18 protein-coding genes are annotated in these 22837 nt (G+C 49.5%); 13 read left to right on the forward strand and 5 right to left on the reverse strand.

Translation table 11 applies throughout. The annotated features are described in order from the left end of the window. Nucleotides 1–1080 carry a PD40 domain-containing protein gene (locus tag NIT79A3_RS00050; RefSeq protein ID WP_013964223.1) on the forward strand — a complete coding sequence of 360 codons (1080 nt, stop codon included), beginning with the start codon at nt 1–3 and terminating at the stop codon, nt 1078–1080. 59 nt (nt 1081–1139) lie between these two features. Here NIT79A3_RS00050 and typA read toward each other — a convergent pair whose 3' ends face one another. Next, nucleotides 1140–2954: a translational GTPase TypA gene (typA, locus tag NIT79A3_RS00055; RefSeq protein WP_013964224.1), complete on the reverse strand. Its 1815-nt coding sequence runs from the start codon at nt 2952–2954 to the stop codon at nt 1140–1142. Between the two features lie 370 nt (nt 2955–3324). Between typA and NIT79A3_RS00060 the strand changes: the two genes are divergently transcribed. Beyond that, the gene (locus NIT79A3_RS00060; RefSeq protein WP_013964225.1) at nt 3325–3717 is read left to right on the forward strand and encodes a cysteine rich repeat-containing protein; all 393 of its coding nucleotides are present in this window, start codon (nt 3325–3327) and stop codon (nt 3715–3717) included. A 92-nt stretch (nt 3718–3809) separates the two neighbouring features. Here the strand turns inward: NIT79A3_RS00060 and NIT79A3_RS00065 are convergent, their stop codons facing one another. After that, nucleotides 3810–4001, reverse strand: coding sequence for a hypothetical protein (locus tag NIT79A3_RS00065; RefSeq protein WP_013964226.1), 192 nt, complete (start codon nt 3999–4001; stop codon nt 3810–3812). Nucleotides 4002–4182: 181 nt separating this feature from the next. Between NIT79A3_RS00065 and cutA the strand changes: the two genes are divergently transcribed. The 3 genes from cutA to NIT79A3_RS00080 are packed head-to-tail and all read left to right on the forward strand — an operon-like array spanning nt 4183 to nt 7092. After that, complete coding sequence (cutA, locus tag NIT79A3_RS00070; RefSeq protein ID WP_049785319.1) at nt 4183–4488, forward strand: divalent-cation tolerance protein CutA; 306 nt, start codon at nt 4183–4185, stop codon at nt 4486–4488. A 16-nt stretch (nt 4489–4504) separates the two neighbouring features. Further along, entirely contained in the window at nt 4505–6442 is a 1938-nt protein-coding gene (gene dsbD / locus NIT79A3_RS00075; protein WP_013964228.1) for a protein-disulfide reductase DsbD, read from the forward strand. A 56-nt stretch (nt 6443–6498) separates the two neighbouring features. Continuing rightward, on the forward strand, nt 6499–7092 hold the full coding sequence (locus NIT79A3_RS00080; RefSeq protein WP_348225669.1) for a TlpA disulfide reductase family protein: 594 nt from the start codon (nt 6499–6501) through the stop codon (nt 7090–7092). 208 nt (nt 7093–7300) lie between these two features. Here the strand turns inward: NIT79A3_RS00080 and NIT79A3_RS18450 are convergent, their stop codons facing one another. Next, nucleotides 7301–7513: a hypothetical protein gene (locus NIT79A3_RS18450; RefSeq protein ID WP_156796959.1), complete on the reverse strand. Its 213-nt coding sequence runs from the start codon at nt 7511–7513 to the stop codon at nt 7301–7303. A 296-nt stretch (nt 7514–7809) separates the two neighbouring features. Here NIT79A3_RS18450 and NIT79A3_RS00085 point away from each other — a divergent pair, with 296 nt between their 5' ends. After that, nucleotides 7810–8139, forward strand: a complete 330-nt coding sequence (locus NIT79A3_RS00085) for a BON domain-containing protein (RefSeq protein ID WP_013964230.1) — start codon at nt 7810–7812, stop codon at nt 8137–8139. 28 nt (nt 8140–8167) lie between these two features. Next, on the forward strand, nt 8168–8545 hold the full coding sequence (locus NIT79A3_RS00090) for a DUF2784 domain-containing protein (protein WP_013964231.1): 378 nt from the start codon (nt 8168–8170) through the stop codon (nt 8543–8545). On the opposite strand, the gene ttcA is transcribed toward NIT79A3_RS00090, so the two are convergent. Beyond that, nucleotides 8546–9451 (reverse strand): tRNA 2-thiocytidine(32) synthetase TtcA, encoded by a 906-nt coding sequence (ttcA, locus tag NIT79A3_RS00095; RefSeq protein ID WP_013964232.1) that lies wholly within the window; start codon nt 9449–9451, stop codon nt 8546–8548. Between the two features lie 163 nt (nt 9452–9614). Between ttcA and NIT79A3_RS00100 the strand changes: the two genes are divergently transcribed. The 3 genes from NIT79A3_RS00100 to NIT79A3_RS00110 are packed head-to-tail and all read left to right on the forward strand — an operon-like array spanning nt 9615 to nt 11083. After that, complete coding sequence (locus NIT79A3_RS00100; RefSeq protein WP_013964233.1) at nt 9615–10067, forward strand: cupredoxin domain-containing protein; 453 nt, start codon at nt 9615–9617, stop codon at nt 10065–10067. After that, nucleotides 10064–10603: a DUF411 domain-containing protein gene (locus NIT79A3_RS00105; protein WP_013964234.1), complete on the forward strand. Its 540-nt coding sequence runs from the start codon at nt 10064–10066 to the stop codon at nt 10601–10603. The genes NIT79A3_RS00100 and NIT79A3_RS00105 overlap by 4 nt, the downstream gene beginning before the upstream one ends. A 12-nt stretch (nt 10604–10615) precedes the next feature. Continuing rightward, entirely contained in the window at nt 10616–11083 is a 468-nt protein-coding gene (locus NIT79A3_RS00110) for a c-type cytochrome (RefSeq protein WP_013964235.1), read from the forward strand. Between the two features lie 123 nt (nt 11084–11206). On the opposite strand, the gene NIT79A3_RS00115 is transcribed toward NIT79A3_RS00110, so the two are convergent. Continuing rightward, nucleotides 11207–11596, reverse strand: coding sequence for a hypothetical protein (locus NIT79A3_RS00115; protein ID WP_013964236.1), 390 nt, complete (start codon nt 11594–11596; stop codon nt 11207–11209). Between the two features lie 265 nt (nt 11597–11861). Between NIT79A3_RS00115 and NIT79A3_RS00125 the strand changes: the two genes are divergently transcribed. The 3 genes from NIT79A3_RS00125 (at nt 11862) to tal (ending at nt 22813) form a co-directional block, all read left to right on the forward strand. After that, nucleotides 11862–12176, forward strand: coding sequence for a BON domain-containing protein (locus NIT79A3_RS00125; RefSeq protein WP_013964237.1), 315 nt, complete (start codon nt 11862–11864; stop codon nt 12174–12176). A 619-nt stretch (nt 12177–12795) separates the two neighbouring features. After that, nucleotides 12796–21762: a cyclic beta 1-2 glucan synthetase family protein gene (locus NIT79A3_RS00130; protein WP_013964238.1), complete on the forward strand. Its 8967-nt coding sequence runs from the start codon at nt 12796–12798 to the stop codon at nt 21760–21762. Continuing rightward, nucleotides 21737–22813 carry a transaldolase gene (tal, locus tag NIT79A3_RS00135; protein ID WP_013964239.1) on the forward strand — a complete coding sequence of 359 codons (1077 nt, stop codon included), beginning with the start codon at nt 21737–21739 and terminating at the stop codon, nt 22811–22813. The genes NIT79A3_RS00130 and tal overlap by 26 nt, the downstream gene beginning before the upstream one ends. Nucleotides 22814–22837: the final 24 nt, after the last annotated feature.

A 22837-nucleotide genomic window follows, 5' to 3' on the forward strand; every position in this document is an offset into this window, starting at 1 on the left:
ATGAAAAATAACCTTTTTATTCCAAAACTCTGTTCCGTATCGCTGGCGTTCATTCTGGCGCAGGGCGTTTCCTATGCTATGCCCGGTATGCACGGTTCCGGCAGCGGAGCGGCTACAGAGCATCCACGGGTATCGAACAGTCTCGGCGGGAAAATCAATTCATCCGGATCGGAGATGGAGATTACTTACAGTGCGGACGGCAAGACGGCGATTTTTGTGTCGACCCGTGAAGGCAGTATCCAGTCGCCCGGCGATACTTACAGTTTCGATATCTGGATGTCGCATCAAGTCGACGGTGAATGGCAAGAACCGATCCATTTGGGGCCGGGCATCGATCCCAAGGCGGGGCCGAACATCAATACTTCGGCTTGGGAGCTGGAGCCGAGCTTTTCCAGCGATGGCAATGTGATTTATTTTACCCGCTACGAAGCGGGGAATATGCTGTCCGGCGATCTGTACGTGGTGCAGAAAGTCGATGGCGTCTGGCAATCGGCCAGGAACTGGAACGACGTGCCGGAGCTGCCGAATATCAACACGCCGACCGGTGAAGAGCATTGTCCAATCATTGCTTCCGATAGCCTGATTTACTTCAGTTATCACCAGCCGGGTGTGACGCAGGACAGCGATATCTGGAAGGTTGAGAAGAAGGATGGCATCTGGCAGAAGCCGGAGAGCCTGGGGCTGAAGATCAATTCACCGCAGCGCGACCATATGCACTGGACCGGGTTGTCCAAGGACGGCAAGAGCCTGATCATCACCAGCACGCGGACTGATTTGGGTTCGCGCGGCGGGCATGATGAGTGGATTTCGCATCAAAATGCCGAGGGCGAATGGCAGGAGCCGCTGAATCTTGGTGATGCAGTCAATACCGGCGGGGAGGATATGTGCTGGACGTTTACCCCGGATGGCAAGAAATTCACCGGCAGTTGGGGGCCGCATGGCACTTACGACATGGATATCCGCTGGATCAACAAGGATGATGTGCCGTTGCTGAAGGACTTCGAACCGATCGGTCCGCCGCCCAATTTGCTGAAAAATAGTAAAGCTAAAGCGGAAACTGACAAGCCGTTGCGGCCGTAAGTTTTAGCGCGCCGGTATGATTCGTTCAATACCGGCGCGATTAGATTGAAAATCAGTTATTAAGCCGCTGCGCGCGAAGCGCGTTTACGTTCATGTTCCAGCAAGAAACGTTTGCGGATACGGATCGTTTTCGGCGTAATTTCCACCAGTTCGTCGTCCGCAATAAATTCAATCGCGGATTCCAAGGTGAGCTGAATTGGCGGGACTAATGTCACTGCTTCATCGGTTCCCGATGCGCGGATATTGGTCAATTGCTTGCCTTTGATCGGGTTGACTACCAGATCATTATCACGGGTATGCACCCCAATCACCATGCCTTCATACAAGCGGTCGCCGGGGCTGACGAACATGCGGCCGCGGTCTTGTAATTTCCACAGTGCGTACGCGACGGCTTCGCCATGTTCGGAGGAAATCAACACGCCGTTTCTGCGCGGCGGAATTTCCGGGCGCATCGGGGCGAATTCGTCAAACACATGACTCATCAAGCCGGTGCCGCGCGTCATGGTCATGAATTCGGATTGAAAACCGATCAGGCCGCGCGCAGGAATACGGTAATCCAGCCGCACGCGCCCTTTGGCATCCGATACCATGTCCTGCAAATCGCCGCGGCGCGCGCCCAGTGCTTCCATGACTGCTCCCTGATTGGCTTCATCCACGTCGACCGTGAGCATTTCAAACGGCTCGCACTTAACTCCGTCGATTTCGCGGATTACGACATGCGGGCGTGAGACAGCCAGTTCGTAGCCTTCGCGGCGCATATTTTCCAGCAGAATGGTGAGATGCAACTCGCCGCGTCCGGAGATCAGGAATGAATCGGTTTCGTTGGTTTCTTCCAGTCGCATGGCAACATTGGTTAATAACTCTTTTTCCAGACGTTCGCGCAACTGACGACTGGTGACGAATTTACCTTCCTGTCCGGCAAAAGGCGAAGTATTGACCTGAAACGTCATGGTGAGTGTCGGCTCATCCACCATATGGATAGGCAATGCTTCGGGATTGTCGATATCGGCGAGAGTAGTACCGATGCTCAGTTCTTCCACGCCATTGATCAGTACAATATCACCGGCTAAGGCTTCTTTCATTTGTATCCGTTCCAGACCCTGGAAACCGAGAACCTGATTGACTTTGGCTTTTTTAGGCGGTTTGTCGCCCAGTAATATCATCACTTCCTGACCGGGTCTCAGTTTGCCGCGACGAATACGCCCGATGCCAATGCGGCCGACAAAACTGGAGTAATCCAAGGCGCTGATTTGCAGTTGCAAGGGTTCTTCCGGATTGCCTTCCGGAGCGGGGACGTGTTTGATGATGGTTTCAAACAACGGGCGCATGTCCGTGCTGGGTTTATTCAGTTCCAATGAGGCAAAGCCATTTAATGCGGAAGCATAGACGACGGGAAAATCAAGTTGCTCATCACTGGCGCCGAGTTTGTCGAACAAATCAAATGTTTGATCAACGACCCAGTCGGCACGTGCGCCCGGCCGGTCAATTTTGTTAATCACGACAATCGGACGCAGCCCCAGTGCAAGGGCTTTTTTGGTGACAAAACGAGTTTGCGGCATCGGACCTTCGACTGCATCAACTAACAGCAATACACCATCCACCATCGACAATACACGCTCTACCTCGCCGCCAAAATCGGCATGGCCGGGGGTATCGACGATATTAATATGAATGCCTTCAAAATCTATGGCACAATTCTTGGCCAGAATGGTAATGCCGCGTTCACGCTCAATATCGTTGGAGTCCATTACGCGCTCGGAAATCTGTTGGTGTGCGGCAAAGGTGCCGGCTTGATGTAAAAGTTTGTCGACCATTGTCGTTTTGCCATGGTCAACGTGCGCGATGATGGCGATATTGCGGATAGGGCGAGACATAAATAATTCCTCAAAAATAAGCTGTTAGTTGTTGCGGTGGGGGCAACATTATAGCACTGACTGTCAATATGACCAACTTTCAATTATTCCGTTCATTCGCTGAAAAATGCTGTTAGTTCGTGGATTTTTATAGTTTCTTTGAGCAGAAACAGACGGTTTTTGAGTGTTTAATAGCGCGTTTGACTAAACATCCTGCTTTACGTATATTCACTAAAAAGCGTTTTTTCTGATACACGGCACCAAGGATTTTCTGGTGGTAATTTTTACCAGTTTTAATCAATTCAAAAACGGTTGTGATGTTGTGAAAGTTTAATTGTGTTTCCGATTCTGTTGCTAAGATTACTGGCACTTTTTAAAAGGAATTAAAATAATGCGAAATAATTTATTGGGATTTTGTGGCGTTTTCATGATGACTGCCTTGTTGTCTTTTTCCGTTCAAGCTGAACAGATGGGGCAAAGAGGTCACGGTTCTACAGCTTGCAAAGCGGACATCGAAAAATTTTGTAAAGATGTCAAGCCGGGTGGCGGCGCTGTCATGAAATGCCTGAAGGAGCATGATGCTGAGCTCTCAGCTGAGTGTAAAGACAGAGAATCAGCAATGAAAGACAATACAAAAACCATGCATGATGCCTGTAAAGCGGATATGGAAAAATTCTGCCAAGATGTCAAGCCAGGTGGTGGAGCGGTCATGAAATGCCTCAAAGAACATCAAACAGAGTTGTCTGAGCCTTGTAAAGAAGCAACGCCGCAAGCTAAAAGATAAATAGGGTTGTTTCGTAGCGATCACGCATGGGATAACCAGTCTGCCTGTAGTAAGAATTAACAGACTGGTTGCCCTTTTTAAAGATTTGCCGCCTATTCCTTTTCCGCTCCCGACATAAGAAATTTAACCAGCAGCGCGAAAATAAGCGGAACTGTACTGAGTCCTGTAACCATATAGTGCTCGGCAGTAAATTGATCGCCTTCATCCATGATGATGTAGCCAAAAAATATTGTGACCGGGGTAATAATAGCTAGCGTTATTACCAAATTAAATAATCCTTTCATCTGTTCATATCCTATCGTAAATTGTTTTTTTTGAAGTATATGCCTGTTGGCAAGGTATGCCCAGTATGTCAAATTGCGGTATAGCATCGGTGAATTTATACAATAAGCCGGGTAAAATTGTTATTTTCGTATTCACCGGGAATAAAAATTCCTTTTCACCGTGCTAGAACCAATCCTTGTTATGACCAATTTCCCCGATAAAAAGGGCGCGGTTGCTTTGGCCGAAGCGTTGATCGCCCAGCATTTGGCGGCTTGTGTTAATGTGTTGAGTCCATGTACTTCGATTTATCACTGGCAAGGCAACGTTGAATCGGCGGATGAAATACCCGTTTTGATCAAAACCCTGCAGCAGCACTATGACCAGGTTGAACAGTTGATCAAGATGATGCATCCTTATGAACTTCCGGAAGTGATTATGGTTCCTATCCTAAACGGATTACCTGCTTATTTGCAGTGGATCGCCAATGAAACACAACCACCTGATTAAATAATACTGAATACCGATGCGACTATTCCAATTTTTGTTACTTATACTATGTCTGATCAGTACACCTATTTCTGCGCAGGAGAGCGGCTCCTTCAGCTTGTTTTCAAAATTGCAGGAACTGGGTATCAATCTGGGACAAAGCAATCCGCAAGAACTTTTGCCGCCCGATGAAGCGTTCAAAATTACGGTGGAAGTGCGCGACGGCAATACGCTGATTGCCAATTTGACCCCGGCAAAGGATTATTATCTGTATCGCGATAAGATTACATTTGAGCCGAAACAACCCGGCATGGTGATTGAAAAAGTAATTTTACCGCCCGGAAAAATGAAGGAAGACCAGACTTTTGGTCAGACAGAAGTTTATTACAGCCCGATTCAGGCCATCATTTCGCTAAAACGCGAAGATCCCGCGAGCGAACAACCGCTGACACTGACAGCTACTTACCAGGGGTGCAATGAGCCGGTCGGGGTGTGTTATGCGCCCATTCACAAAGCCATCGATCTGACATTACCGGCAGTGAAAGCAGCAATCGGCGCCGTTGCTGAAGCGGTAAGCGGCAAGGCGGCGGCCGCCGGAATCGATGCGACGGCTGAGTTGTTTCAAATGCTGTCCCGGGCACCTGCCATCGAAACCGAAGCGTACAAAATTGATCAGATGTTTCAAACCGGCGATTTCTGGCTGATTCTGACCGGGTTTTTCGGTATCGGCCTGCTGCTTGCGTTTACACCCTGCGTGTTTCCGATGTTCCCGATTTTATCGGGGATTATTGCTAACCGCGGTAAACATGTGACCAAGGGCCATGGATTTATCCTGGCGCTGGCTTATGTACTGGGTATGGCAATCACTTATGCTATCGCTGGCGTAGCTGCCGGATTGTCGGGCGCGATGCTGTCGGCCGCGCTGCAAAATGCTTGGGTGTTGGGTACGTTTGCGGTGATATTTGTATTGTTGTCGTTATCAATGTTTGGTTTTTATGAATTGCAATTACCGGGTTCACTGCAAACCAAACTGTCTGAGGAGGCCGGGCACCTGAAAGGCGGACATTTAACCGGTGTATTCGGCATGGGCGCGCTATCTGCATTGATAGTCGGGCCGTGTGTCGCCGCGCCGCTCGCAGGGGCCTTGCTGTATATCAGCCAAACCCGGGATGTGATCTTGGGTGGCTCAGCACTGTTTGTCATGGCGCTGGGTATGGGGGTGCCGCTGCTGCTATTGGGCGCATCGGCAGGCGCGTTATTGCCGAGAGCTGGCGCATGGATGGAATCGATCAAGCGATTTTTTGGCGTGTTGTTATTGGCAGTCGCGATCTGGTTAATTTCCCCCGTCATTAACGAAGTGGTTCACATGTTATTGTGGGCGGTATTGTTGATCATCTCTGCCATTTATTTGCATGCGATTGATCCATTGCCGGAAAGATCTTCGGGTTTGCAGAAATTTCTAAAGGGTATCGGTGTCATTGCCCTGCTCGTTGGTATTGCCTTATTGATTGGTGTTTTGTCGGGCAGCCGGGATGTTTTGCAACCGCTTTCAAAAATCAGTGTGACAGGCGCGAGTACAATGAATAAGGAAGGAGCTGCGGATTCCAGTCATGCCTCTCTACCCTTTCAGCGGGTAAAAACCATTGCTGAATTGGATGAGCGGATCCAGCAATCCAAGGATAAATACATAATGATCAGATTTCATGCGGATTGGTGCGTTTCATGCAAAGAAATGGATCGCTTTACCTTTTCCGATAGCAAGGTGCAATCCCGCCTGAAGGATGTTGTTCTGCTCGAGATCGATGTGACTGACGGCACGCCGGATGATGCGGATTTACTCAAACGATTTAAATTGTTTGGACCACCGGGTATTTTATTTATTGATCGTCAGGGTAATAACATTCCGGATATCAAAGTAATAGGTTTTCTGAATAAAAATGATTTTCTGACCGTGCTGAATGCGGTGCTGATTTAATAAGAAAAACAAATAGAACGTGAGTCATCTCACGTATTGCTTCATTTAAAGGAATCATGATGGCAAAATTGAGACAACTATTAATATATTTAGCTTTGGCTGCATTGGCAATCACCACGGGTTTTATGGTGCGAGCCCAGCTTATGGGCGGCGGTTCGCAACCTGCTCTTTCCAGTGAAGCCGGTCAGCAGGGTGCAAAAGCAATTCTCACTGCCAATTTGCCAGATATTCAGGGAGAAAATCAGGCCATTTCGCAATGGCTGGGTAATGTAATCGTGGTGAATTTTTGGGCTACCTGGTGTACGCCGTGTCGCGAGGAAATTCCTGAATTCATTGCTGCGCAGGAAAAATTCCGTGATCAAGGTCTGGTGTTTGTAGGAATCGCTATTGATCAAGCGGATAAGGTCAAGGCTTATAGTGAAGAATTTGGTATTAATTATCCGGTATTGGTCGGCAGTTTTCATACTTGGGCGTTGGCTGAGGCGGCGGGTAACCGGCAATCCGCTTTACCCTACACCGTGGTTATTAATCGTTCCGGTGAAATTGTTGAAACCTATTTGGGCCGTGTTCATCTGAACAAACTGGAAAAATTGGTGATTCCGTTGCTGAAAGAAAGTCCGCAAGTTCAGCAATCAAAGCAGGACAGTTGATGGTATCAGCTTAAGAAGGTTCTGATTAAGTCCTTCGACAGGCTCAGGACGAACGATAATATATTGATTACGTTCGTGGTGAGCTTATCGAACCATGAATGTAATCAACTTAATCAGAGATTCCTTAAGGTGTATCCGAATAATGCACTTTTGTCATCACTGAACGGAGTGAAGAATCTTTGAAAATAAACAATATAGATTTCTTACGTCAACAAACTAAGATATTTTTCTCGTACTGCTGGCCGATTAAAAATGACCCTTTAGGGAAACACTGATTAATTGCCTGCACGAGCGAATCGCTTCGTTGCGCGGTACTCGCTTCCTCGCCTATCTGATTGATATGTCTCAGTTGCTGCGTTCCGTGCGCCTCGCGCTTCATCACGTTCGTCGAATTAATCAGCATTTCCTTAGTTTTGTGCAACGCTATCGTGCCATTTTTTTGGGATCGTGGACCAGCGAACTCATGAATCGAGCTAGTCTCTATCAGTGATAATCATGTAATATAACTTCCAGGAATGGAATGCTTTGTACGCCTGCGTACACTTGAGCTACTCTGTCCTTGCAATACTACATTCTGATTTTTGCGAATACCTACCAGAGAATTCAATAAATCCGTAAATTTCAGATCAATAACGTATTGAAGGTAGCTTAAAGCAAGAGCCTTTAATCAAATGTAACGAGGGATATTTTCCGTTAATCATTTGGGAGCGCTTAATCATGACACAATTGAATAGCCGTTTCATCGCATTCTTCTTAATTATTCAAATGGCTTTTTTCTCGAGCTGCGCATCAACGCCGCAGTTTGAGGGAGCCAGAGAACAATACGATGATATTGTCATTACTACGAAGGTTTACGAAGCAATTCTCGATGAGCCTTCCCTGAGACCTTTCGATATCAACGTCAGAACTACAAAAGGTGTCGTAGAACTGAGCGGTTTGGTCAATTCCCGCGACGATATGTACAAAGCGATTGCGATTGCGCGCAGTGTCAGTGGCATAAAGTTTATCAAGAATGATATGCGAATTCCGGGAACCGGAGATTACTAATCGTCATTGTAAGTTTATCAAGTTAAATATGCTATTGGCTGACCTTATACTGATTATCCATTTTCTCTATGTGTTGTTTGTTGTTGCCAGCTTGCCGGTCATCTGGGTGGGTGCCTGGCTTAAGCTGACATTTGTCAGAAACCCTTGGTTTCGTTATTTACACCTTGCCGCCATTTTATTCGTCGTGGCTGAATCCTTGCTGGGTGTCGTTTGTCCGTTAACATTATGGGAAAATACATTGCGTCAGATTGAAACAAATAATAGTTTTATTCAGCAATGGCTGCATAAAATCATGTTTTATACTGTACCCGAAGGCTTGTTTACGGTAGTTTATGTCCTCTTTGCCGGTTTGGTTGCAGCAACATTCAAATGGGTGCCGCCGGAACCTCGTAAAAATCTTTCCTGATTATCCTGAAACAAGGCGGCTGTCGTTCGTTTCTTCTGAGCCGGGTATCAGCATTTCTTCAATAGTTGGTTCGAATATTTCTTCATCAAATGCGGTGTCGCCATCGATAACCGGTTCACCGTGTGCTTTCAAGCTAAAAAAATCATACCGGGATGTATCAGCGAGATGAGATAACTGGATATTTTGGATGGAGCGGAACATCGTTTCCAGCCGTCCGGGAAATTTTTTATCCCATTGTTGCATCATTTCTTTGATGGCTTGACGCTGCAGGTTTTTTTGCGATCCGCACAGATTGCAGGGAATGATTGGAAAATTTTCTGCTTCGGCGTAAGCGGCCAAATCTTTTTCTTTGCAGTAAGCCAGTGGCCGGATAACGATGTGTTTTCCGTCATCACTGACCAGCTTGGGCGGCATAGCTTTAAGTTTTCCGCCATAAAACATGTTAAGAAACAAGGTTTCAAGAATATCATCCCGATGATGACCTAGCGCTATCTTGGTGACGCCCAATTCACTGGCAACGCGATATAAGACACCGCGACGCAAGCGCGAGCAAAGACTGCAGGTGGTTTTTCCCTCTGCAATGACACGTTTTACGACACTGTAGGTATCTTGTTCAACGATACGATAAGGCATGCCAATATCAGTCAGATAACCTGGTAACACTTGTTCAGGAAAACCAGGCTGCTTTTGGTCCAGATTAACTGCTATCAGCTCAAACTCTAACGGAGCATGGGCTTGTAAATTGCGCAGAATATCCAGCATGGCATAACTATCCTTACCGCCGGACAAACACACCATGATCCGGTCACCGGCTTCGATCATATTGAAATCAGCAATTGCTGTTCCTACCTGCCGTCTTAAGCGTTTGTGGAGCTTATTGGTATTATATTGTTGTTTTTTTTGCATGATTTTGGCAAGTTATGAGGAAGAAAAGAGTTATTTTTTGACCGATCAGCCGCGACCGGTCTTGTGGCAGAATATTAGACAAATGAGATGGAACAATTTAGCATAGCTATATTCTAAACAAGACGGATAAACAAGTTCGGGAATTATTTTTCAGGGGAATTCTATGAACAGGATTATACCATTTGTAACCTTGGTCTTGTTTTCAACCCATTGTTACTCGAGTGCAAGCTATCCCAATAATGAAGTTGATATTGGTAAATCGGGTGATTCAAGTAAGGTGTCGCGGACCATTAAGTTGACTCAGGTGGATAATATGTTTTTACCTTCTGAAATTAAGGTCAGTGAAGGCGAAACGATCCAGTTTGTTATAAAAAATGGCGGCAGCAGAAAGCATGAGATGTTGATGGGTTCAATGGCAGACCTGAAGAAAGCCGCTAACATGCGGCGCATGTTTCCTGAAAAGAATCACTCTGATGCACATTTGGTACAACTTGAACCGGGTGAGCAAAAGGAATTTATCTGGCAATTTACCAGCGCGGGAACTATTAATTTTGCCTGCCCGTTGCCGGGTCATTTTAAGAAGATGCGTGGAACAATAATTGTGGAGAAGAAATGAAAATACGAGTTAGTAACCTATTAGCTGGATCAATCATAGCTGTCAGTTTGTTGGGTGTTGCTTCGCAAGCAGTTGCCACAGCGACTGTTGACGTTTATAAAAGCCCGACCTGCGGGTGTTGCGCTAAATGGGTCGATCATATGCGCGAGCACGGATTTACCGTAAAAACACATGATGTTGGCAATAAAGAAATAAGAAAAAAATCAGGAATTTCTGAATCACTGGGTTCGTGCCATACGGCTTTGGTTAACGGCTATGCGATCGAGGGGCATGTGCCAGCGCCTGACATTTTGCGCTTACTCAAAGAGAAACCTAAAGCAGTTGGGCTGGCTGTACCGGATATGCCACACGGAACCCCTGGTATGGAAGGTGCTCGTAGTGATCCTTATAATGTTTTATTGATCAAAGAGCGCGATGAAGCCCGCAAGGACACGACTATTTATAACCGTTATGATCCCTATGCCAAGAAAGTAGAGCAGTCACAGTCAGCCAATCCCGAGCCAGAAAAGAGCGGTTCGGTCATGCGTTTAAAGTAATCGTATCTTTTAATGGCAAAGCAAAATTTACTGCTGTGCGGGGTGGCGGCATTGCTATTGGGTTGTGGTGATTCTGCACCACTTCGCGCTTTATCCGGGCAACCTCAGATCGATAGTAAAACGGGTTTGGTCAAACGAAATTTTGATCAAGCACAGATCAAACGAGGTGAAAGTGTTTATGCCGCAAATTGCGTTGGTTGTCATGGACCCAATGGAGAAGCGACACCGGATTGGCGCAAACCGGGCCCGGATGGAAAATATCCGCCACCCCCATTGGACAGTACCGCGCATGCCTGGCATCATTCGACAGAGGTCTTGAAGAAAACAATACTTAAAGGAACGCCTCCCGATATTGGTTCCATGCCGGCGTGGGAAGGCAAGCTGACGGAGCAGCAGGTCGATGATGTGATTGTCTGGATAAAATCTTTATGGTCGGACGAAATTTATGATATTTGGTATAAGAATTTTGAGGATAACTAGTCAGTAGCAGTTTATATTTGCAATCCGAGACATGAACGTTATTTTAAGTGCGGTGTGTCTCGATTGTTACGGCAAATGAATGAAACAAAACAAACAATCGAATTAAGAGATCATTATACAAATTTATTCTTCCGTTTTCTGTCCCAGTGAATTAATTTGTTCTGAGATTGCTTGCCGCTCATCTTCCAGTTCAGTATAGCGTGCTTTAAGGCGATCCAAATCAGCGGTATACTTTTTAATCCGGTCTTCTTTTTCCTGTTTTTCCTTAACTAATTCCTCATACTTCGGGATCGGTATGCTTTTCGAAGATAGGCTGGGCGGTATTGTTATTGGTAGCGGCGCATCTATTTCATTACGGCGTAATTCTTGAATCATCAGAAACTGTTGATAAGTGGATTGTGATTCTTGTTGTATGCGGGCTAATGCTTTCTCTAGCTGCTGTATTTGTGCTGCCGTGTCGGCCCAAACTGGAGCGGATAGAGACAGCAATAACAATAAAAGAACTGTTCGCATAGTGATTAGAGTTTATTGGTAAAAGATTACATCTTTGGGTTACCAGGGCAATACTGCAATATCTACCTCTCACCTTCAATAATCATTCTACACCTCCTTGATCCAAGGGGTTAATGATTCATCATACTTGAACTGATCATTGCGATAACTGGTAATAATATATTTAACAGCTAATTTGTTTTGTGCGTTAGCGCACATACTGGGTGCGCTATCCCTGTAATACTTTAACTTTGATTCTTTTGAATACTTACTGGAGAACTTTACCATGACACAACTTAATAACCGTTTTTCCTCTTTTTTCTTAATTGCACTCATGGCTTTTTTATTGGGTTGCGCATCAACGTCCAAACAAGAGGGAACTGGAGAATATTTTGATGATACTGTCGTGACCACAAAGGTCAAAGCGGCAATTCTCAACGAACCTTCGCTGAAATCCGCAGAAATCAACGTCGAAACTTTCAAGGGCGTTGTTCAACTTAGCGGTTTTGTCAATTCCCAGGTTGATATCAATAAAGCAGTCGAAGTGGTAAGCAGAGTCAACGGCGTAAAGTCTGTCAAGAATGACATGCGGGTTAAGTGATGATAGATCGCTGCATTGATTAAGGAACCTCTGAATAACTGTCATTTCGAGCAGAGCGAGAAATCTATATTGTTGATTGCCAAAGATTCCTCACTACGTTCGAAATGACAAAGGTGAATTATTCAGAGATTCCTTAATCATTCATGCAAACAAATGCCGAACAGAATATCCATGTATTTTTTATCACTAGAGCTAAGAAGTCATTCGTAGCGTGTTATCGGGATGAGTGCGGAGCAGCAAGCAGAAAGATTTTCCGCACAATGTTTAGACCTTCATAGCCGCAGCGGCTGAATTACTTCCCGTATCCACACCACACTGTTTGGAGCTTTTAAAGTTTCCTAGAACCGTGTGCGTGTGGTTTTTGGCCCGGCATCACTGCAAGTGAGGCGTTCTCTAGCTCCCTGATGAGCGATTTTTTCCAGGATATTTGTGTATGATAAAGATCTGTAATTCACATTTTGCCAACAAGACTGATCATCTCCCCTTTATTTCTGCAATTAATTCTGCTTGGATATACCGTTTCTCAAGAGACTTAAAGTTAGTTACCTATTCATTAAATCATTGGTTTTATCGAGAGATGTGCAGTGAAGCTCCTTTCCAACGCGGAACATATTTCTAAATGGACACCAAAGATATTCGTTTCTTTCAGTATTTGCGCCAGCTGAGGACGAATTTACGCGATGGCGGCATTCCGCTGACGCACGCCTTTAATGAGCCGCCGCTTCGTTCGGAATTGTTCAGTGCCGATCAAATGGAACAACATGGCAAGCATCTCGCAGCCATGCACAAATTAACCCAAAAACGCCCGCGGGATCAATTGATGACGCGATTGGCGGCGAATGAAGTCGTTTTGACCGGCGTCTGTGGACAACTCACGGCGGCGGTAAAAGCCAACCAGCAGATTACGCCGGCTAGCGAATGGCTGCTCGATAATTTCTATCTGCTCGAAGAGCAGATCCGCACTGCCAGGCGCCACATGCCTAGGGGATATAACCAGGAACTACCGCGTTTGTTGAATGGTCCCTCAGCCGGTTTGCCGCGTGTGTACGATATTGCGTTGGAGATCATTTCACACGGAGATGGGCGGATAGACTCGGAAAATCTCAGTCGTTTCGTTGCGGCCTATCAAACAGTTAGCGTGCTCAAATTAGGCGAATTGTGGGCTATTCCCATTATGCTGCGGCTGGCATTAATTGAGAATCTGCGGCGTGTTGCCGTTCGCATCGCCGCCGACAGAGTCGATTGCGACCTGGCTTGCGCGTGGGCGGAGCAAATGATGGCTGTTGCGGAGAAGGATCCGAAGAGCCTGGTGCTGGTGATCGCAGACATGGCTCGTTCGCAACCGCCAATGTCTAATCCATTCGTATCGGAATTTACGCGCCGTCTGCAAGGACAAAGCCTTGCTTTGGCACTGCCACTGACCTGGATTGAGCAGGTGCTTGCCGAATCAGGGCTGACCATCGAACAATTGGTGCATACCGGAAACCAACTTCAGGCTGCCGACCAGGTTTCTATCAGCAACAGCATTGGCAGCTTGCGTTTTCTGGGTGGTATGGATTGGCGTGAGTTCGTTGAAAGCATGAGTATCGTTGAGCAAACATTGCGCGAAGATCCGAGTGGCGCCCACGCCAAGATGGATTTTGCCAGCCGCGACCGTTATCGTCATGTGATTGAAAAAATTGCGAAGCGGAGTTCCTTCACTGAAGCTGAAATCACTCGATGTGCGATCCAACTCGCGTATGCGGCTCAAACGGCACATCCAGATTGCGATGAACGCGCAACACATGTTGGTTTCTATCTGATCGACCGGGGTTTGCACGAACTCGAAGCACGGGCACAGGTACGTCCTTCTGTTGCCGAAAAAATCATGAAAATGGGGTCGCAACACGCATTGGGTGTATATCTCGGCGCAATCACGTTGCTTACGCTGCTTTTCAGCGCCGGTTTGATAACCATTGCATATACTCAGGGTGCGCCCGATGCGTTGCTGGTACTGATCGGCATACTTGGATTGCTGGCCACCAGTCAATTGGCGCTCGCTCTGGTGAATTGGCTAGCAACTTTATTCGTGCACCCGCAACCACTGCCACGCATGGATTTTTCCACCGGTATACCAGTGCAATCGCGAACGTTGGTCGTCGTGCCAACGATGCTTACGCATCCGGATAGTATCGATAACCTGGTCGAAGCATTGGAAGTACGTTTTCTGGCGAACCAGGACGACAATCTGTATTTTGCCCTCTTGACCGATCTTCGTGACGCACCCGAAGAAATCCTCGACGAGGATGCGCCACTGTTGCAACTGGCTGAGGCAGGAATCGCGGCGCTGAATGCAAAATATGGCACGGCAGGAAAAAGTATTTTTTTCCTGTTTCATCGCCCGCGCTGCTGGAATCCGCAAGAACGCATGTGGATGGGTTACGAGCGTAAACGCGGTAAGCTTGCGGATTTGAATGCATTGCTGCGCGATGAGACGCATAGTAATGCCGGCAAACGTTTCTCAAGCATTGTTGGCAATACCGCTTGCCTGGCGAACGTGAAGTACGTCATCACCCTGGATACGGATACGCAGCTGCCGCGTGATGTCGCGCGGGAGTTAGTTGGTGCCATGGCGCATCCATTGAATCGTCCGCGCTATGACGAACAGCAGCAGCGCGTGTGTGAAGGCTACGGCATTCTTCAACCGCGCGTCAGCGTGAGCTTGGAAGGCACCAACCGTTCACATTATGCACGACTGCATGGCGGTGAAGTCGGCATAGATCCCTATACCCACGCCATCTCCGATGTTTACCAGGATGTGTTTGGCGAAGGCTCGTTCATCGGCAAAGGCATCTATGAAGTGGATACATTCGAACGCGCATTGAGTGCACGCTTTCCCGAGAATCAGATTCTCAGCCACGATTTGTTGGAAGGATGTTATGCGCGCGCCGGCTTATTGAGCGATGTCCATTTGTATGAGGATTATCCCGCACAGTACAGCGTGGATGTGAATCGCCGTCATCGCTGGATACGCGGCGATTGGCAATTGCTGAGCTGGCTGCTGCCACGCATTCCTGGCCCCGGTAAGCTCCGGCTAAATAACGCACTCTCGCGGTTATCACAATGGAAATTGTTCGACAACTTGCGACGCAGTCTCGTGCCGATGGCCCTGACAGTACTATTGCTGTTAGGCTGGGCCATCCTGGCATCGCCCTGGTTTTGGACTTTGGCAGTGATCAGTATTATCCTGATTCCGCCCTTGATCACCTCAATTCTGGATCTATTTAACAAACCGTTTGACGTGTTGTTAAGGCAGCATCTGGCCGTCGCCCTCGACACGACCACTCAGCGCTTGACGCAAGCGGCCTTTAACCTAACCTGCCTTCCCTACGAAGCCTACTTCAGTATCGATGCGATTGCGCGCACGATAGGGCGTATGTCGTTCACGCGCAGACGGTTGCTCGAATGGAATCCATCGGGCGAAGTGGCGCGTAGCAGCCGCACCGATTTTCCCGCCACGTTACGTACGATGTGGATTGCACCGTTGATTGCCATGGCCGCAACAGCTTATCTGCTGCTGTTCAACTTCGCGGCACTCGCGGTCGCGGCGCCTATCCTGCTGCTGTGGTTGGGTTCGCCCGCGATTGCCTGGTGGATAGGTCAGCCGATTGCACGCCGCAAAGCACGGTTAACGCTTGAGCAAGCCATTTTTCTGCGCAAAGTGTCACGCAAAACCTGGGCGTTTTTCGAAACTTTTGTCGGGCCGGAAGATAACTGGTTGCCGCCGGATAATTATCAGGAATATCGTGGTGCCGCAGTTGCACATCGCACGTCGCCGACCAATATTGGGATGGCACTCCTGGCGAATTTAACGGCTTATGACTTCGGTTATATTCCGGCCGGGCAGCTCCTCGAGCGCACTGCGCATACGCTTGACACCATGCAAATACTGGAGCGCCATCGCAGTCACTTCTACAATTGGTACGATACCCAATCGCTGAAACCGTTGCATCCGGCATATATTTCGACGGTGGATAGCGGTAACCTTGCAGGCCATTTATTAACTTTACGGCCGGGGCTGATCGCGCTTGCCGATGACAAAATCCTGAACACACGCTGGTGCCATGGTCTCCGCGATACGCTGGGAATTTTGGCGGATGCGATGAGAAACATTCCATCAGAACTGCTCACCCAACTACAAACAGATATCGAATCGACTTGCAACTCTCCGCCAACCACGCTCGCACTAACATGGCAATACCTTGACCGGCTGGCGAGAAGCGCGGAGGAACTTGCCGATAGCCTTGACGCTACCTCGGCAGCATTGTTTCAAACAGGAAGCGCGCTCGCTTTAGCTGAAGAAAGAGAACGTAGGCTACATGCGGAAACCGGAGGATACCTAAAAGCAGATGAAGATTCCACGCACCATCCTACGCTGGATCACGCCAGTGCAGTTGTCTCTGAGATATCCTCCGAGAATGATGCGAATTGGTGGGCGCATGCATTGGTCCGGCAAAGCCGCGCTATTCTTGACGAACTGACGTTTCTTGCGCCTTGGTTAGCGTTGCCGGCCGCACCGGGTGGATCGGTTGAGGATCTCAGAATCACCGCAATTCCTACATTGCGGGAGCTGGCCTGCATCGAGGATAGCTTGCTGCCGATTATCGAACAGCGAATCATCAGCAGCACTGTGTCCGCAGAACGCGATTGGCTGCATGAGTTTCAACAATCTGTCATACAAGCCGCTCAACACGGCAATGAAAGGATTTCTGCGATCGAACGATTAGTCTTGCAAACAGGAAAGCTTTCATACATGGAATATGATTTTCTGTACGACAAGGCATCGCGTCTGCTGGCGATCGGTTATAACGTGGATGATTCGCGACGGGATGCAAGTTGTTACGATCTGTTAGCTTCGGAAGCCAGATTGATCAATTTCGTCGCAATCGCACAGGGACAAGTGCCGCAGGAGAGTTGGTTTGCCTTGGGGCGTCTGCTCACGAGTGTCGGCGGCGAACCCGTTCTTTTATCCTGGAGCGGCTCGATGTTCGAGTACCTGATGCCGCTCCTGGTGATGCCGAACTTTGATAACACGCTACTTGATCAGACTTATAAGGCGGCGGTTCAGCGGCAGATCGAATATGGACGACAGCGCGGCGTACCATGGGGTATGTCAGAATCAGGCTACAACCTCGTAGATGTCCATCTCAACTACCAGTATCGGGCATTTGGTGTGCCTGGTCTGGGATTAAAACGTGGACTTGCCGATGATTTGGTCATTGCACCCTATGCCACAGTGTTGGCGCTGATGGTGGCACCCGAAGAAGCGTGTCTGAATCTGCAGCAACTGACTATGGAAGGTTTGGAAGGAAAGTTTGGTTTTTATGAAGCCATTGATTACACACCATCACGTCAAAGACGCGGGGAATCAGGCACAGTGGTGCGATCATATATGGCACATCACCAGGGCATGAGCCTGCTCTCCCTGGCCTATCTGCTGCTGGACCGCCCGATGCAGAAGCGCTTCGAGTCAGATCCATTATTCCAGGCAACCTTGTTGCTGCTTCAGGAACGGATTCCCAGAGCGATGGCGTTCTTTCCACGCACGGCACAATTTTCTGATATTCGACCCACTTCCACTGCGCCGGAAGCCTCGATTCGTGTTTTTAACAGTGCCAATACACCAATACCGGAAGTGCAATTGTTATCCAATGGCCGCTATCACGTGATGATCACCAACTCCGGCGGCGGTTATAGCCGCTGGAAGGATCTCGCTGTTACTCGCTGGCGCGAAGACACGATTTGCGACCACTGGGGATCGTTCTGTTATTTGCGCGACGAGAGCAACGGGGAATTCTGGTCTACCGCGTATCAGCCGACATTGAAAGAGGCGCAGCATTACGAAGTGATTTTCTCCGAAGGCCGTGCCGAATTTCGCCGCCGCGATAACGATTTCGAGACCCATACTGATATTGTGGTGTCGCCGGAAGATGATATCGAACTGCGCCGCTTGCGCATCACTAACCGCGCCCGCATCCGTCGTACCATCACGGTGACGAGTTACGCCGAAGTGGTGCTGGCCGTACCCGTTGCAGATGAACTGCACCCCGCTTTCAGTAAACTATTTGTGCAAACTGAGATTGATGAGCAACACCACGCCATACTCTGTACGCGCCGCCCGCGTTCACGTAGCGAACAAACGCCGTGGATGTTTCATCTGATGACGGCGAATGGAACCGAAATCGATGATATTTCCTACGAGACGGATCGATCACAATTCATCGGTCGTGGCCACACTACTGCCGATCCACAAGCGCTGAGCGGCGCTTTATCCCGGAAGCTCTCCGGCAGCCAGGGTTCGGTGCTGGATCCGGTTGCCGCCATCCGCTATGCCATCACGCTTGATCCGGATCAGATGCTCACCATCGATATGATAAGCGGCATGGCAGAAACGCGGGCTGTTGCACTAAGCCTAGTGGAAAAATACCAGGACCGGAGGTTTGCGGATCGTGTTTTTGATGTCGCTTGGACACATGCGCAAGTGGTGTTGCGCCAGCTCAATGCCAGTGAGGCCGATGCGCAACTCTATGGACGTTTAGCCAACTCTGTGCTTTATACCAACGCTTTGCTGCGCGCCGATGCCGAGATTTTGCTGCAGAATCGCCGCGGACAATCCGGTTTGTGGGGTTATGCCATTTCCGGCGACCTGCCGATCGTGCTGTTGCAAATCAGCGATGCAAGCAATATTGAACTGGTACGGCAACTGGTTCAAGCGCACGCTTACTGGCGTTTGAAGGGATTGGCGGTGGATTTGGTGATCTGGAACGAAGATCGCGCCGGCTACCGGCAGCTGCTTCAGGATCAGATTATTGGTTTGATTGCGGCGGGCATCGAAGCGCATGTCATTGACAGACCGGGCGGTATTTTCGTGCGGCACGCGGAACAAATATCAAACGAAGATCGTATTTTGTTCCAATCGGTCGCACGCGCCATAATAGTTGACAGCCGGGGAACGCTGGCGGAACAGATTAATCACCGCAGCATAAGGAATGTACAAATGCCGCGTTTCCGGCCAAGCCGAAGCCGCCGCGCCGATCTTCCAGCCAACAACGTGTTGCCGCGGCGAGATCTGATTCTGCACAACGGGCTGGGCGGTTTCACCGCGGACGGGCACGAATACATCATTACTACCACAGCCGCAGAAGTAACGCCCGCACCGTGGGTGAACGTGCTGGCGAATCCGCATTTTGGTACGGTTATTTCCGAGAGCGGCCAGGCTTATACCTGGAGTGAGAACGCACACGAGTTTCGTCTCACGCCCTGGCACAACGATCCGGTATCCGATGCAAGCGGCGAAGCTTTTTACCTGCGCGACGAAGAAAGCGGTCATTTCTGGTCGCCCACACCATTACCTTGTCGCGGTGCGGATGCGTATGTCAGCCGGCACGGATTCGGCTACAGTGTGTTTGAACATACAGAAGGCGGCATCATCTCCGAGCTGTGGGTATACGTGGCCATGGATGCCGCCGTCAAATTCTCGGTACTGAAAGTACGCAATGCATCCGGCCGGTCACGGCGGCTCTCCGCGACCGGCTACGTGGAGTGGGTGCTGGGCGATTTGCGGCCGAAATCAGCCATGCACGTGACGACTGAAGTTGATTCCGCGAGCGGTGCGTTGTTCGCACGCAACCCTTACAACGCAGAATTTGCCGGCCGGATTGCTTTCTTCGATGTCGATGAGCCCAACCGCTCAATCAGTTGCGACCGCGCTGAATTCATTGGACGTAACGGCTCGCTTAAAGATCCGGCGGCGATGGCGCGCACCCGGCTTTCCGGCAAGACAGGCGCGGCCCTCGATCCCTGCGCGGCGATCCAGGTTAACTTCAATTTGGCCGATGGGCAAGAACGCGAGATTATCTTCCGCTTGGGTCAAGCCGGAAAGCACAATATTGATGACGCGCGTGCACTGGTACATCGTTTCCGTGGATCGGCAGCGGCGCACACCGCGCTCAAAGCGGTGTGGCAGTATTGGAATCATACTCTGGGCGCAATCCAGGTGGAAACTCCAGATGCCTCTCTCAATGTGCTGGCCAATGGCTGGCTAGTGTATCAGACGCTTGCCTGCCGGCTGTGGGCGCGTAGCGGCTATTATCAATCGGGCGGCGCCTTCGGCTTCCGTGACCAATTACAGGATGTGATGGCATTGGTTCACGCCGAGCCGCAACGCGTGCGCGAGCAAATAATGCTATGCGCGGCGCATCAGTTTGTGGAAGGGGATGTACAGCACTGGTGGCACCCCCCATCAAACCGCGGCGTACGAACCCGTTGTTCCGACGATTATCTCTGGTTACCGCTGGCAGTGTGCCGATATGTTCTATGCACCGGTGATACCAGTGTGCTTGATGAATCCATTTCTTTCCTCGAAGGCCGCCCAGTCAGTCCCGAGGATGATTCCTATTATGATCTGCCCGGATACTCCGCCGAATCGGCCAGTTTGTACCAGCACTGTGTCCGTGCGATCCGTCATAGCCTGACATTTGGAGAACATGGTCTGCCGTTGATTGGTTCCGGAGACTGGAACGATGGTATGAACCTGGTGGGCTTGCATGGCAAAGGCGAAAGTGTTTGGTTGGGCTTTTTCCTATACGACGTGTTGACGCGTTTTGCTGAGCTGGCACAGCGGCAGGGTGACGTGACATTTGCCGAACAATGCCGGACCGAAGCCGCGCAATTGCGCCAGCGTATCGAGCAGACCGCCTGGGATGGCGCATGGTATCGCCGCGCATACTTTGATGACGGCACGCCTCTGGGGTCGGCGGCCAATACCGAATGTCAGATTGATTCGATCTCGCAAAGCTGGTCGGTACTTTCCGGTGCGGGTGAGCCTATGCGTTCGCGCATGGGTATGGATGCTGTATATGCCCGTCTGGTGCGGCGCGATCATGCATTAATCCAGCTCCTGGATCCGCCGTTCGACACATCGGATTTGGATCCCGGCTATATCAAAGGTTATGTTCCCGGTGTACGCGAAAATGGCGGGCAATACACGCATGCCGCCATCTGGACCGTAATGGCATTTGCAGCCTTGGGCGACAGCCAGCGTGCGTGGGAATTATTGACCATGATTAATCCGGTGAATCATGGAAAATCCGCAGCAGGTGTGGCGATCTATAAAGTCGAGCCCTATGTCGTTGCTGCTGATGTGTATGCGGTTTCACCGCATGCCGGCCGCGGCGGGTGGAGCTGGTATACAGGCTCCGCCGGCTGGATGTACCGGCTGATTGTGGAATCTCTGCTCGGTTTGAGGCTGGAAGTGGACAAACTGCACTTCGCGCCCTGCCTGCCCGCAGCCTGGCAAGCATTCAAGTTGCATTACCGCTATCGCGAGACCGTCTACCATATCGCCGTATCGCAAACGGATACCGGCGATACGATGCAGAACAACACGATGTACGTCACGGTGGATGGCATCGAACGCCTCGATAAAATAATTCCACTGGTCGACGATCACCTGGAGCATACGGTCGACGTGACAATACCCAAAGCGCACGAACCAAATCCATCAATGAACAAGGAACACGATGAAAGCGACGCAACAACTGCATGATCTCGGCCAAAGTGTTTGGCTCGATAATATCACCCGCGAATTGCTGACGAGCGGTACGCTACACCACTACATTAGTGAACTCTCAGTGACTGGCTTGACTTCCAACCCGACGATCTTTGACAAAGCGATCAAGGGCGGGGATTTCTATGATGCTGCCATTGATCAGAAAACCGCTGAGGGTAAATCGGGTGAGGCGTTATTCTTCGAGCTTGCCTTGGAGGATTTGACACAGGCTGCAGATCTGTTACGTCCGATTCATGACGCTACTGGCGGAATGGACGGTTGGGTATCGTTGGAGGTGTCTCCCTTGCTGGCGGATGACACGGACGGTACCATCAAGGCCGCAGCGGCGCTTCAAGGCCGTGCACAGCGCCCCAATCTGTTTATCAAAATTCCAGGCACCCGTGCAGGCATTCCTGCTATCGAAGAGAGCATCTTCGCGGGGGTGCCGGTAAATGTCACGTTGTTGTTTTCGTGCGAGCATTATATGGCGGCTGCCAAAGCCTATATGCGGGGTATCGAACGGCGAATCGCTGCCGGTCTCGATCCAAAAGTCTTTTCTGTTGCATCAATTTTCGTCAGTCGCTGGGATACGGCCATAAAGGACAAAACGCCGCAGGTGCTGCATAACCGCCTTGGTATCGCTATCGCCAATCGCGTCTACAAGTGCTACCGGGAATTGCTGGCCTCACCCCGCTGGCAAAAACTGGTTGAAGCCGGTGCACGGCCGCAACGCTTGCTCTGGGGTAGCACGGGCAGCAAAGATCCCGATGCCTCGGACACCCTATACATCGAGGCGCTTGTGGCGCCGGATACCATCAACACGATGCCGGATAAGACACTGCTTGCTTTTGCCGAGCACGGCGAAGTGAAAACAACTATGCCAAGCGATGGCGGTGATGCCGAAGCGGTGCTTGCCGCTTTTGCACGGGTTAATGTGGATGATGTGGTGCTCGCGGCTAAACTTCAGCGTGAAGGCGTGCAGTCGTTTGCAGAGTCTTGGAATGAGCTAATGGATTGCATTGCAGCAAAAAATACCGTCCGCAAATAATCTCAACCCAGTGGAGTTAAGTCC

The sequence above is a fragment of the Nitrosomonas sp. Is79A3 genome (genome assembly GCF_000219585.1).
GTDB lineage: Bacteria > Pseudomonadota > Gammaproteobacteria > Burkholderiales > Nitrosomonadaceae > Nitrosomonas.

What these genes read in the sequence shown, in the direction of transcription:
- tal (WP_013964239.1), top strand. Translation starts at nt 21,737, where the DNA reads ATGAAAGCGACGCAACAACTGCATGATCTCGGCCAAAGTGTTTGGCTC.
- NIT79A3_RS00080 (WP_348225669.1), top strand. Translation starts at nt 6,499, where the DNA reads ATGATGGCAAAATTGAGACAACTATTAATATATTTAGCTTTGGCTGCA.
- NIT79A3_RS00130 (WP_013964238.1), top strand. Translation starts at nt 12,796, where the DNA reads ATGGACACCAAAGATATTCGTTTCTTTCAGTATTTGCGCCAGCTGAGG.
- cutA (WP_049785319.1), top strand. Translation starts at nt 4,183, where the DNA reads ATGACCAATTTCCCCGATAAAAAGGGCGCGGTTGCTTTGGCCGAAGCG.
- typA (WP_013964224.1), bottom strand. Translation starts at nt 2,954, where the DNA reads ATGTCTCGCCCTATCCGCAATATCGCCATCATCGCGCACGTTGACCAT.
- NIT79A3_RS00115 (WP_013964236.1), bottom strand. Translation starts at nt 11,596, where the DNA reads ATGCGAACAGTTCTTTTATTGTTATTGCTGTCTCTATCCGCTCCAGTT.
- NIT79A3_RS00125 (WP_013964237.1), top strand. Translation starts at nt 11,862, where the DNA reads ATGACACAACTTAATAACCGTTTTTCCTCTTTTTTCTTAATTGCACTC.
- NIT79A3_RS00100 (WP_013964233.1), top strand. Translation starts at nt 9,615, where the DNA reads ATGAACAGGATTATACCATTTGTAACCTTGGTCTTGTTTTCAACCCAT.
- NIT79A3_RS00060 (WP_013964225.1), top strand. Translation starts at nt 3,325, where the DNA reads ATGCGAAATAATTTATTGGGATTTTGTGGCGTTTTCATGATGACTGCC.
- NIT79A3_RS00090 (WP_013964231.1), top strand. Translation starts at nt 8,168, where the DNA reads ATGCTATTGGCTGACCTTATACTGATTATCCATTTTCTCTATGTGTTG.
- NIT79A3_RS00105 (WP_013964234.1), top strand. Translation starts at nt 10,064, where the DNA reads ATGAAAATACGAGTTAGTAACCTATTAGCTGGATCAATCATAGCTGTC.
- NIT79A3_RS00110 (WP_013964235.1), top strand. Translation starts at nt 10,616, where the DNA reads ATGGCAAAGCAAAATTTACTGCTGTGCGGGGTGGCGGCATTGCTATTG.
- dsbD (WP_013964228.1), top strand. Translation starts at nt 4,505, where the DNA reads ATGCGACTATTCCAATTTTTGTTACTTATACTATGTCTGATCAGTACA.
- ttcA (WP_013964232.1), bottom strand. Translation starts at nt 9,451, where the DNA reads ATGCAAAAAAAACAACAATATAATACCAATAAGCTCCACAAACGCTTA.
- NIT79A3_RS00050 (WP_013964223.1), top strand. Translation starts at nt 1, where the DNA reads ATGAAAAATAACCTTTTTATTCCAAAACTCTGTTCCGTATCGCTGGCG.
- NIT79A3_RS00085 (WP_013964230.1), top strand. Translation starts at nt 7,810, where the DNA reads ATGACACAATTGAATAGCCGTTTCATCGCATTCTTCTTAATTATTCAA.
- NIT79A3_RS00065 (WP_013964226.1), bottom strand. Translation starts at nt 4,001, where the DNA reads ATGAAAGGATTATTTAATTTGGTAATAACGCTAGCTATTATTACCCCG.